This is a genomic window from Nocardia sp. NPDC004722 (assembly GCF_053601505.1).
Map to the genome: position 1 here is coordinate 1 of NZ_JBSGBY010000262.1, position 11,134 is coordinate 11,134.

Sequence of the window (11,134 nt, forward strand, 5' to 3'; positions counted from 1 at the left end):
AGACGCTACTGGTGCAGTCCGGCCGTCCGGTGGGCGTGCTGCGCACCCACGAATGGGCCCCGCGCGTCCTGCTGGCCAACTCGAATCTGGTTCCGGACTGGGCGAATTGGCCGGAGTTCCGGCGGCTGGAGGCGGCCGGGCTCACCATGTACGGGCAGATGACCGCCGGGTCGTGGATCTACATCGGCACCCAGGGCATCCTGCAAGGCACCTACGAGACCTTCGCGGCGGTGGCGGCCAAGCGATTCGGCGGCAGCCTCGCCGGAACCCTCACGCTCACCGCAGGTCTCGGCGGGATGGGTGGCGCGCAACCGCTCGCCGTCACCATGAACGGCGGGGTGGCGCTGTGCGTGGAATGCGATGCGGGGCATGCGCGCCGCCGCGTCGAGACCCGGTACCTCGACGAGATCGCCGACGATCTCGACGACGCGCTGACCCGGGTGCTGGCGGCCAAGTCGGCGCGGCGGCCGCTGTCGGTGGGCGTGATCGGCAATGCCGCCGAGGTGCTGCCGGAGCTGCTGCGCCGCGAGGTCGAGGTGGACATCGTCACCGATCAGACCTCCGCCCACGACCCACTCACCTATCTGCCGATCGGGATCGCTGTGGAGGACTGGGACGATTACGCGAGCCGCAAGCCGGACGAATTCACCCGCCGCGCACGCGATTCCATGGCCCTGCACGTCGGTGCGATGGTCGGGTTCCTGGACCGGGGCGCTGAGGTGTTCGACTACGGCAACTCGATCCGGGGTGAGGCGAAACTGGCGGGTTACGAGCGCGCCTTCGACTTCCCCGGCTTCGTGCCCGCCTACATCCGGCCGCTGTTCTGTGAGGGCAAGGGGCCGTTCCGCTGGGTGGCGCTCTCGGGCGACCCCGCCGATATCGCGGCCACCGACCGCGCCATGCTCGAGCTGTTCCCGGACAACGCGTCCCTCGCCCGCTGGATCCGGCTGGCGGGGGAGCGGGTGGCCTTCCAGGGCCTGCCCGCCCGCATCTGCTGGCTCGGATACGGCGAACGCCAGGCCGCAGGGCTGCGATTCAACGACATGGTCTCCCGGGGTGAGGTTTCCGCGCCGATCGTGATCGGCCGCGACCACCTCGACTGCGGCTCGGTGGCGTCGCCGTACCGGGAGACCGAGGCCATGGCCGACGGTTCTGACGCCATCGCCGACTGGCCGCTGCTCAATGCCCTGGTCAATACCGCCTCGGGAGCCAGTTGGGTGTCCATCCACCACGGCGGCGGGGTCGGCATCGGCCGGTCCATCCACGCGGGCCAGGTGACCGTCGCCGACGGCACGGCGCTGGCGGGGCAGAAGATCGATCGGGTGCTGACCAATGATCCGGCCATGGGCGTGCTGCGGCACGTGGACGCCGGATATCCGGAGGCCGAGACCGTCGCCCGCGACCGGGATGTGCGAATCCCGCTGTGGGAGAGCTGAAATCGATGGCCGGATGAGCAGCTACTGGTTCCCCCGCGCGTGGCTGCCCGGCGGGCTCGCCGAGGCGGTGCGGATCGATGTCGCCGAGGGCGTGATCACCGCGGTCTCGCCGGGGGAGAAGCCCGCCGGGACCGTGTTCTCCGGCCTGGCGATGCCCGGGTTCGCCAACGCGCACTCGCATGCCTTCCATCGGGCGTTGCGCGGGCGGACGCACGCGGATCGGGGCAGCTTCTGGACTTGGCGCGACCGGATGTACACGCTGGCACGGAGATTGGAGCCCGACTCCTACTATCGGCTGGCGCGGGCGGTGTACGCGGAGATGGTGCTGGCCGGGTACACGAGTGTCGCGGAATTCCACTACCTGCATCATCCCGGGCACGGTCAGCGCTACGCCGACCCCAACGAGTTCTCGCACGCGCTGGTGGCCGCGGCGGACGAGGCCGGGATCCGGCTGACACTGCTCGACGTCTGCTATGTGGCGGGAGGTTTCGGGCAGCCCACCTCGGGCGTGCAGCAGCGATTCGACGACGGCGACGCCGACGCCTGGGCGCGGCGGGTCGAATCCTTCCGGCCCGCAGGCGATCTGGTGATCACCGGGGCGGCCATCCACTCGGTGCGGGCGGTACCAGCCGAACAACTGCCGGCCGTGGTGCACGGCGCGGCCGGGCGTCCCCTGCACGTGCACCTGTCGGAGCAGCCGCGCGAGAACGCGGAGTGCCTGGCGCGGTACTGGTGCACGCCTGCCGAATTGCTCACGGCCGCAGGCGCTCTCACACCCCGCACGGTGGCCGTTCACGCGACCCACCTCACCTCCGGTGATATCGCCGCGCTCGCGGAGTCGTGGGTGTGCCTGTGCCCCAGTACCGAAGCCGATCTCGGCGACGGCATCGGGCCCGCCCGCGCGCTGGCCGACGCCGGGGCCCGTTTGGCGCTCGGTAGCGACGGGCATTCGATCATCGACCCCTGGTTCGAGACTCGGGCGCTCGAGTTCCACGACCGGCTCGCCAGCGGTGAGCGCGGCCGCTTCGACGCGAACGAACTGCTCGCCGCCGCGACGGCGCACGCGGCCTCCGGCTGGACCAACCTGGGGGCGATCGCACCGGGCCGGGACGCCGACCTGGTGTGTGTGGACACGGCGTCCGTGCGCACGGCCGGGGTCGACGGCGCTGGAATCCTCTTCGCGGCCAACGCCTCCGACGTCACCGACGTGATGGTCGCGGGCCGCTGGATCGTGCGCGACCGCGTCCACCGCGCCCTCGGCAACGTGGCGGCCGCACTCGACACCGAGATAGGAACCCTATGGCAGTGATCGGAGCGCGATGACATCGACCGCCACGGTGATCACCGGAATCGGCGAACTCACCACCAACACGGAGGAATTCGGCGTCCTGACGGATGCAGCCGTCGTCGTGGAGGGCGAACGGGTGGCCTGGATCGGACCTGCCTCCGCCGCTCCCGTCGCCGATCACCGCGTCGATGTCGGCGGGCGAGCGGTGCTTCCCGGCTGGGTCGACAGCCACACCCACCTGGTCTTCGCCGGTGACCGGACGGCGGAGTTCGCCGCCCGCATGAATGGAACCCCCTACTCCGCAGGCGGTATCCGCACCACTGTCGAGGCCACCCGCGCCGCGACCGATGCCACCCTTGCCGCCACCCTCCGCCGTCTGCGAGCCGAGGCCCTCCGTCAGGGCACCACCTACCTGGAGACCAAAACCGGCTACGGTCTCACCGTCGCCGACGAAAAGCGGTGCGCTGCTCTGGCTTCCGAGGTCGCCGACGAGGTCACCTTCCTCGGGGCGCACATCGTCCCGCCGGACTTCTCCGCCGACGCCTACACCGACCTGGTCTGCGGCCCCATGCTCGACGCCGTCGCGCCGTACGTCCGCTGGATCGATGTGTTCTGCGAGACAGGCGCTTTCGACGCCGACCACGCGGCCCGAGTCCTCGAGGCGGGGCGCGCCCGCGGGCTCGGCCTGCGCGTCCACGGCAACCAGCTCGCCCCCGGCCCCGGTGTCCGCCTGGCCGTCAGCCACGGCGCGGCCAGCGTCGACCACTGCACCCACCTGACCGACCTCGATATCGAGGCTCTCGCCGCGTCCGACACGGTCGCGACCCTCCTCCCCGCCTGCGATCTCTCCACCCGCCAGCCGCTGGCTCCCGCCCGCCGCCTCCTCGACGCCGGAGCTCGAATCGCTTTGGCCACCAACGCCAATCCCGGCAGTTCCTACACCACCTCCATGGCCTTCTGCGTCACCATCGCAGTCCTACAGATGGGCATGACTGTCCCCGAAGCGATCTGGTCCGCCACCGCCGGTGCCGCCCTCGCACTTGCCCATGACTTGTCCGTCCCCGGCGCGGTAGGCATCCTCCGCCCCACTGCCCGCGCCGACCTCCACATCCTCGACGCCCCTTCCGTCACCCACCTCGCCTACCGCCCCGGCGTACCCCTCACCTGGTCCGTCTGGCAGCGCGGCGTGGAAATCCAGTGCCCCAGGAACTATGGGCAGACAATCTGAAAACAGTGCAGTTCAGAGTTGTTAGCCTCGAGGCCTCGTACACCCGCCGAAGGAGCCTCGAGTGTCCAAAATCGATGCCAGAACCAAGTTCCGTGGAACACTCGCCGTGGCAGTGCTTTTCACCGGCCTGGCCGCTGCCAAGGGTGTGGCCTACGCTGCGCCGACCGCGCCGCAGCCCGTCGCCTCGAGCGGCTCGTCCGACCAGGCCACAGGGTCGGCGCAATACGGGCTCGCGGGGTTGATCGGCCTCATCGAGAGCTTCTTCAGCCCTGCTCCGGGTCATGGGTCCGGCGTCTCCTAGTCGAATTCCCTACCCTGTCAGATGAATTCGGACTAGGACTCACGGTGGATTTCAGTCGCATTCTCCTGTTCGCGGTACCCGTGAACCTGCTGGCCATGATCGTCGAATGGGTGGCCTGGCGGCGCAGTGCGGGCGGGGAGCCCAAGCGTGGGTTCTATGCTCCGGACACCGCGAACAGCTTGGTGATCGGCCTGGTCAGCAAGGCGACCGTGCCACTGGAGAACCTGTTCGTCCCGTTCTCCTTCCTCCTGGTCACCGCCGCGCTGACCCCGTTCCACCTCCCCGCCGATCGCTGGTGGACCTGGGTCATCGGTGTCCTGGCCACCGATTTCTGCTACTACTGGGGCCACCGCGCCGAACACCGCATCCGCATCCTTTGGACCGCGCACAGCGTGCACCACTCCAGCGAGCAGTTCAATATGTCGACGGCCCTGCGCATGCCGGCGCTGATGCCGTTCGCGACCTTCCTCTACAACGCGGCCTACATCCCCGCCGCCCTGATCGGCGTCCCCCCGCTGATCATCCTGTTCGTGCTGATGGCCACCTCGATGTTCCAGTGGCCCTTGCACACCCAACGCATCGGCTTCCTCCCCGCCCCCGTCGAATACGTCTTCAACTCCCCCTCCCATCACCGGGTCCACCACGGCGCCGACAACCCCTACCTGGACAAGAACTACGGCGGAATCCTGATCCTCTGGGATCGCCTCTTCGGCACCTACGCCCACGAATCCGCCCCCGTCACCTACGGCCTCACCAAGAACATCAACACCTTCAACCCGATCAAAACCAACTTCCACGAACTACTGGCCATGCTCACCGACATAGGCGAGGCCCGAGGCCCCCGCCCCATCCTCCGCGCCGTCTTCGGCCCACCCGGCACCTCACCCGTCGGCGGGAAAGTGCATGGCTACTCTGATTGAGGCAGAACAGGTTTGATCGACGATTACCGGGGGCTCATAGCCGGACACGGAGTTCGCGCGCCCGGCACCTCATTCATCCCGTTCCAGCCCCAATCACGTTCAGCAATGGCTAGGGTCCTGCATCGTGAAGATGGCTCCGCTACTGCCGCTGCTCGCCATGCTCGCCGTAGTGCCGGGTTGCTCGGCAGGCGGCGACCAACCAGCAGCGTTGTCCGCATTGACCGCCCCGGTCAGCGCCACAGCGACAATCCACACTGCCACCTCGGCAAGCGAACCCGGCCACCGGATCTTCCGCGCCGAGGACAACCCGACCGCCGCGAACAACTTCGTCACCGCATTGAAACGCCTCGGCGATCCCCATGTCCTCCAAGACGAAGCCACCGCCATCCACATCGGTGGGCAGATCTGCACAGACCTCGACGAGGGCACCTCCGCCGACCAACTTGTCGCCCAATGGACCCCACCCTTGACCACCGACTGGGCCACCCAATACGTCTTCCTGGCCATAGGCAACCTCTGTCAAGACAACACCACCAAACTGCCTTCCTTCTAACATCGTCGGCACCCTTATCAGCAGCATCCAGCAACCCTTCGACCCCAGCAATCCTCAGCGTCAACCAGTTGCCCGCCTCGAACCGCGCGGCCCGCGGCAATTGAGTGCGTTGGGCGCGATGCCAGTTACTCGATGACGGCATCGCGGACAAGGACGTCACCCTCCCGAATATCCGAAACTTGCAGGTCAGGAAGAAGTACTGCCATCGGAACAGGTTGCCCTGGTTCCCGACTCGCAACCCGTAGACGACCTACTCCGGTGCATTCGGCCGTGGGACCGAGCTCGCCATCGACTCTCACGACACGAAGCCGGTCGCCGACAACTACCCAGCCAGCCTCGATGTGCCCGACTACCGACGTCCCCCGACTTGTCAGGTTGAAGGCACCCTTGACGACGAACCGAAGCTGCTCATCGTCCGACATCCCATTAGGCATCCCACGATCATGTACCGCCGCGAGCCGTTCGCCGGTCTGCCGCTCCGGGTCTCGGGAACCGAGCGGTCAGCGGCAGAATCGGATGTTGGGTCTACCGCCCGGGTAGCCACCGACGCCACCCGGATTGTCGCTCCTGCTCCTGGATCTTGAACTGGACCGTCGCGCCTTCCGGCACGTACCGCGACTGGTTGTGGATCTGACCGGCCATACCCACCGCAGTGACGAAGTCCATGACATGAACGTTGTCCAGACTCAACTCGCCACCCACCTTTGGAGGAACGGCAAAATCCAGGATCTCGGACCGCTTCGGCCTCAGCCCGTGCTCGAAGGCTGCATGCGCCAGATCAGCCCATAGCCAATCCTCCTGGCCCTCAACGGTCTCCAGCTCCGAACCGCACTCCCCGAGATCAGCCCACCCCCACTCCAGCGTCCCCTCGACAATGTCGAGGATCCAGACACCGTCCTGGGAATCGAAGAAGATGTCTCCGAACGGCGACGCGAAAACCGGTTCTCTACCCTCCAGCCCGATCCACGCCCAGCACTCCAGCGCATACCGATACTGCTCAGAAGTGAACCGCCGCAATAACTCCACACCGCGCACCGTACCCGAGTCGATCTCCGGATAGCTGGATGCCTGGTATGGCTGCCGAACGCACTGCATTCGGCAATAGCGGATATTGGCTACTCCCGATGCCCAGTGTCGGCGGGCAGAAGGAACCGATGGACGGCTGCTGCGAACTGCCGCAACTGCTCACCAGCTTCCAGATGAGTCACGACCGTCGCCGTCCAGGAAAGGGATTCACTCGGTCCCCCGCTCAGACGCCATACGAGCCGAACATGTCCCAAGGTCAAGTGCTGTGCCTCGATCCGCAATTCGTCGTTCATGCTGTCCCACGTCCGGATCCCGTGCCAGCCAGCGAAATCCCGTTCCAAGGTGCTGAGAAATCTCGGCAGCGAGCGACCGGCGACGTAATCGAGCATTAGCCCACGCGTCGAGGCCACCATCCCATCGGCAGACAACTCCACACATACTGCGACGTTGTCCTCGCCGTACGGCTTCGTGCGATGCCACAGCCGAACCCGAGTTCCGAGGGAACGGTCCATGATCTCGAGCGCGTCGCCCTGGTCGACCATCTCGCTTTCGAATTCGCAGGCCATCGGGCGAGAATAGCCTGCTCACCTGCACCTGCTGGGGAGCGCAGGACGGCATTTACGCCCCATCGTCGCGCACGCCATTCGGCAATATAGTGCGTTCGCCCGGCAGGTGCCGCAGCGTTTCGAACCGCGCGGCGCGCGACGTGTGAGGGCGTTCGTCGATCGCTGATCTGGCGTGCTCGATTGAAGGGTCGGGAGTACTCACTGTGGAATTTTGTCCGCTTTCCCTCGCTGAGTGCTCCCTGACCTTGTCGCCGACTGTCGATCCGAAGGGATGTGGGTGCGGGCGGTGGGCAGCCTTTGTGTTGTGGGGGATGACCGCTTGGGGTGCGGGGGATTTCGTTACGGTGGCGGTGTGTCGTTGAGGGCGTTGTGGTGATCGATTTCGGACATGTGGTCCTCGGCCCAGGTGCGCAGTGCGGCTAACGGGATCTCCAGGGACAAGCCGAGGTCGGTGAGTCGGTAGTGGACGCGCGGTGGCACTGTCGGCTCTACTCGGCGGGTGGCCAGGCCGTCGCGGGTCAGGTTCTGCAGGGTGACCGAGAGCATTTTCTGGGATACGCCCGGCATTCGGCGGCGCAGTTCGGCGAATCGGACCTCGCCGGGTGCGGCCTCCGCGAGGACCTTGACCGCCATCGAGGTCCATTTTGTGCCGATGCGGTCCAGCAATTGCCGTGTCGGGCATTGGGTGTCGAACAGATCGCCGCGAGCCGGTGGCTTCGCGTGTGCCGATCGGGTGGTCACCTGGACCTCACCACCTGTCGTCGAAGTGCCGTCTTGGCAGGGTAATCGATGTTACCTAGCGTTTCCTGGTAACCAATAGTTACTGCCTGGGAGGTTCCGTGACCCGCATGTCGCAAGCCGCGCCGATCGAGCTGCGCAGGATCGAGACCAACGGCATCAGCGCCAACGTGGCCATCGCGGGCTCCGGCCCCGCTGTCGTTCTGCTGCACGGCTTTCCGCACACCTGGCGAGTGTGGAGCGAGATCATCGGCCCGTTGTCTGAGCGGTACCGGGTGATCGCTCCGGACCTGCGCGGGTTCGGCGCCACTACCCGCGCGCCGGACGGCTACGACGCCGACACGCTGGCCGCCGATATCGCCGGAATCCTAGACGCCTTGGGCGAATCCACGGCGGCCGTCGTCGCGATCGATGCCGGAACCCCGGTCGCGGTGCTGCTCGCCCTGCGCCATCCCGACCGGGTGCGGCGGCTGGTGGTCATGGAAGCATTGCTGGGCACACTTCCCGGCGCGGAAGACTTCCTCGCCGCGGGTCCGCCCTGGTGGTTCGGTTTCCATGCGGTCCCCGGCCTCGCCGAATCGGTCCTGCCGGGCCACGAGGCGCGCTACCTCGAATGGTTTCTCACCACCGGCACCCGCGGCCGCGGCGTTCCGCCGGATGTCCACGCCGCCTTCCTCGATGCCTACACCGGAAGCGACGCCCTGCGCTGCGCCTTCTCCTACTATCGCGCGCTACCGACCAGTGCCGGTCAGCTCGCGCGCGCCGTGGCGTCGACCCGCCTCACCACCCCCACCCTGGCGATCGGCTCCCACCCGGTCGGCGACGCCCTCGCGCGGCAACTACGCCCGATCTCCGACAGCCTTGTCGCGCAGGTCATTCCGGATTGCGGTCACATCATCCCGCTGGACCGCCCACGCGAACTACTCGACCTGGTCATGCCCTTCCTCGCCGCTCGAACGCTGGGCGGTTCTCACCTGGCCAGCTGAAGGACCAGCGTGGCGGCTGCGGGAGCCAGGTAGAGCAGGGGGAACGGGGTGGTCTTGTACGAGTGCGCGCGGACGGTGGTGGCCGCGGCTCCCGCGAAGTAGAGGATCAGGCAGATGGCGGCCGCCACGCCGATCGCGGGAATGAAGAAGCCCACGACAAGTCCGAGCGCACCGGCGGTTTTGGCCAGCGCCAGCATGTTCCACCAACCCTGCGGCACGCCGTATTCGATCAGCGGGTCCACGACGAACTGCTGCTTGGTGAACAGCGAGTAGCCGGAGAAGCCGACCCACAGGGCCGCAACGATGCCGACGATGTGATAGGCGATGTTCATGATGATCGACCGTCCTTCCGAATGCGATGTACTCGATCGCTGGAATGACGACGGCCGGTCACCAGGTGTGACATCGCCCCTGGATCAGGGCAGATGCCGCTGCAGGAAGCCGAGGGCGTCGGGGAGGGAGGCCAGGAACGCGCCGCTGTGATCCTTGCCCTCGTACGCGGTGACGGTGATGGTCGCCCACGGGTTGTGGGATTGCAGGGCGGGGCCGTAGGCGGGGGTGTCGGCCGGGGGAACGTCGATATCGGCGGTGCCGTAACCGATCATGAGATCGGCGGGGACGACGTCCTCCTGGTAGCCGACCAGGGACCGGATGTCGGCTTCGAAGGTGGGGGTGGGATTGTTCGGGTCGGCGACGAGGGCGGCGGGGCGGCGACTCTGCGCGTCGGCCACCAGGTCCGAAAGGCATTCCGTGGCAGCCTTTTCCACATACTCCCGACCGAACTCGGACAGGTACGGGGTGACGGTGCCCGGGTTCAGCTCCTCCAGGGCGGCCAGGTAGTACCCGGCGTAGCCGACCTGGTTGTCGGAGCCGGTGGAGTCGGCGCGGAACATCTCCCGCAGACTCTTGGCGGGGTTGGTGCGCAACCCGGTGGCGATGACACCGGTGAGACCCTGTGCGTACCTGGGGTTTCGGGCGTAGAGCGCGGCGGCGCTCATGACCGCGTGCGCGCCCTCGGACTGCCCGATGAGCACCCAGTGCCGGGTCAGTGGCACCGGCAGGCTTCGCACGGCGGTCACCGCGTCCAGCAGGGAACGGCTCTCGACGGCGGTGTTGTAGTAGCTGAACTTGCCGCCGGTGCCGAGGCCCTGGTAATCGGGGGCGAGCACCGCGTACCCGCGCGACAGGATCTCGTTGAAATAACTGCGATTACGATCGGATTGAGGCCGGTGCGACGGCGCGCAGTCATTGCCGATCCCGATGGTGCCGTGCGCCCACACCACCAGCGGCCAGCCGCCCTGCGGCGGCAGACCCGGCGGGAGGTACAGCGCGGCGCTGGCATTCGCCTGGTTGTCCCGCTGATCGGCAGTCGTGTAGGTGATCCCCAGCGACACCGCCGCCTTGTCGAAAGACCATGCGCCGTTCAGCAATTCGACGCCACCAAGCCGACCCAGGTCGTGCGCGTCCGCCACGGCCGGAGCGGCGGTCGCGGTCAGGGCGGCGCACGCGCTCACCGCGCCCGCGGCCAGCGCGGCCTGCCGCACCGCCCCCGCGAACCTGTGACGAACTGCCATGGCCACCACTCCCTCTCGACGGCACAACGGTCCGACAATACCGCCGACCCGGTACCGGGGCGCGGGCTTGATCAGGATTGGCGGGCCGTGAGCGCGGCGAGGGCGCTCTGCAACTCGAGGTGATCGACGTCGGCCAGAGGGGGCGGGACGGTCACGCCGGGCGCGAGGTCCGCGAGCGCCCACAGCAGGGCGAGGTGGACGGACCAGTTCACGCCCGGCGGCTCGGCCAGCAGGTCGGCGAGCGCGGAGATCGACTCGGCGGCCGCGAGTTTCGCCAGCGCGCCGATCGCCTCGTACCGCACGGCTGCACGCCGATCGGAGCGGGCCAGGCCGACGAACCGGTCGACGGCGGCAGCGCCCGCGTGCACGACGTACGTGCGCACGGCCTCCTGCGCCGTCCTCCCGGTCGCCGACGCCAGATAGCGCCAGGCGACCTCGGCGATGCTCGCCACCGCTGCCTCCTCGGTGGTGGCGGTGACGTGATCCGCCGTCAGCGCCGTGCCCTCGTCGTACATGCT

General features: G+C 67.5%; 13 protein-coding genes. 7 read left to right on the plus strand and 6 right to left on the minus strand.

Translation table 11 applies throughout. The annotated features are described in order from the left end of the window. From hutU to ACWELQ_RS24185, 6 genes are all read left to right on the plus strand, one after another. A partial coding sequence (hutU, locus tag ACWELQ_RS24160; protein ID WP_452399323.1) for a urocanate hydratase occupies positions 1–1,436 on the plus strand: 1,436 nt, incomplete at its 5' end. Positions 1,437–1,449: 13 nt separating this feature from the next. Then, complete coding sequence (locus ACWELQ_RS24165; protein ID WP_452399324.1) at positions 1,450–2,745, plus strand: formimidoylglutamate deiminase; 1,296 nt, start codon at positions 1,450–1,452, stop codon at positions 2,743–2,745. Between the two features lie 10 nt (positions 2,746–2,755). Then, positions 2,756–3,952, plus strand: coding sequence for an imidazolonepropionase (gene hutI / locus ACWELQ_RS24170; RefSeq protein WP_452399325.1), 1,197 nt, complete (start codon positions 2,756–2,758; stop codon positions 3,950–3,952). A gap of 61 nt (positions 3,953–4,013) precedes the next feature. Then, positions 4,014–4,253: a hypothetical protein gene (locus ACWELQ_RS24175; RefSeq protein ID WP_452399326.1), complete on the plus strand. Its 240-nt coding sequence runs from the start codon at positions 4,014–4,016 to the stop codon at positions 4,251–4,253. A gap of 44 nt (positions 4,254–4,297) precedes the next feature. Further along, the gene (locus ACWELQ_RS24180) at positions 4,298–5,173 is read left to right on the plus strand and encodes a sterol desaturase family protein (protein ID WP_452399327.1); all 876 of its coding nucleotides are present in this window, start codon (positions 4,298–4,300) and stop codon (positions 5,171–5,173) included. Between the two features lie 130 nt (positions 5,174–5,303). Next, positions 5,304–5,726: a DUF732 domain-containing protein gene (locus ACWELQ_RS24185; RefSeq protein ID WP_452399334.1), complete on the plus strand. Its 423-nt coding sequence runs from the start codon at positions 5,304–5,306 to the stop codon at positions 5,724–5,726. Between the two features lie 525 nt (positions 5,727–6,251). Here ACWELQ_RS24185 and ACWELQ_RS24190 read toward each other — a convergent pair. The 3 genes from ACWELQ_RS24190 to ACWELQ_RS24200 all read right to left on the minus strand — a co-directional run bounded on the left by ACWELQ_RS24190 (position 6,252) and on the right by ACWELQ_RS24200 (position 8,059). Next, a complete protein-coding gene (locus ACWELQ_RS24190) occupies positions 6,252–6,752 on the minus strand; it encodes a hypothetical protein (RefSeq protein WP_452399328.1) in 501 nt (166 codons plus the stop codon). A gap of 89 nt (positions 6,753–6,841) precedes the next feature. Continuing rightward, positions 6,842–7,318: a DUF6228 family protein gene (locus ACWELQ_RS24195; protein WP_452399329.1), complete on the minus strand. Its 477-nt coding sequence runs from the start codon at positions 7,316–7,318 to the stop codon at positions 6,842–6,844. 339 nt (positions 7,319–7,657) lie between these two features. Next, positions 7,658–8,059 carry a winged helix-turn-helix transcriptional regulator gene (locus tag ACWELQ_RS24200; protein ID WP_452399330.1) on the minus strand — a complete coding sequence of 134 codons (402 nt, stop codon included), beginning with the start codon at positions 8,057–8,059 and terminating at the stop codon, positions 7,658–7,660. 107 nt (positions 8,060–8,166) lie between these two features. Between ACWELQ_RS24200 and ACWELQ_RS24205 the strand changes: the two genes are divergently transcribed. Next, entirely contained in the window at positions 8,167–9,042 is an 876-nt protein-coding gene (locus tag ACWELQ_RS24205) for an alpha/beta fold hydrolase (RefSeq protein WP_452399335.1), read from the plus strand. Here ACWELQ_RS24205 and ACWELQ_RS24210 read toward each other — a convergent pair. The 3 genes from ACWELQ_RS24210 to ACWELQ_RS24220 form a co-directional block, all read right to left on the minus strand. Further along, on the minus strand, positions 9,027–9,374 hold the full coding sequence (locus ACWELQ_RS24210; RefSeq protein WP_452399331.1) for a DoxX family protein: 348 nt from the start codon (positions 9,372–9,374) through the stop codon (positions 9,027–9,029). The two genes, ACWELQ_RS24205 and ACWELQ_RS24210, sit on opposite strands and share 16 nt — an antisense overlap. 84 nt (positions 9,375–9,458) lie before the next feature. Further along, on the minus strand, positions 9,459–10,616 hold the full coding sequence (locus ACWELQ_RS24215; RefSeq protein WP_452399332.1) for an alpha/beta hydrolase: 1,158 nt from the start codon (positions 10,614–10,616) through the stop codon (positions 9,459–9,461). Between the two features lie 71 nt (positions 10,617–10,687). Continuing rightward, on the minus strand, positions 10,688–11,134 hold a 447-nt coding region (locus ACWELQ_RS24220), incomplete at its 5' end, for a hypothetical protein (RefSeq protein WP_452399333.1).

Coding starts and splice junctions, on each gene's coding strand:
- ACWELQ_RS24210 (WP_452399331.1), bottom strand. CDS start 9,374: ATGAACATCGCCTATCACATCGTCGGCATCGTTGCGGCCCTGTGGGTC.
- ACWELQ_RS24205 (WP_452399335.1), top strand. CDS start 8,167: ATGTCGCAAGCCGCGCCGATCGAGCTGCGCAGGATCGAGACCAACGGC.
- ACWELQ_RS24215 (WP_452399332.1), bottom strand. CDS start 10,616: ATGGCAGTTCGTCACAGGTTCGCGGGGGCGGTGCGGCAGGCCGCGCTG.
- ACWELQ_RS24195 (WP_452399329.1), bottom strand. CDS start 7,318: ATGGCCTGCGAATTCGAAAGCGAGATGGTCGACCAGGGCGACGCGCTC.
- hutI (WP_452399325.1), top strand. CDS start 2,756: ATGACATCGACCGCCACGGTGATCACCGGAATCGGCGAACTCACCACC.
- ACWELQ_RS24165 (WP_452399324.1), top strand. CDS start 1,450: ATGAGCAGCTACTGGTTCCCCCGCGCGTGGCTGCCCGGCGGGCTCGCC.
- ACWELQ_RS24185 (WP_452399334.1), top strand. CDS start 5,304: ATGGCTCCGCTACTGCCGCTGCTCGCCATGCTCGCCGTAGTGCCGGGT.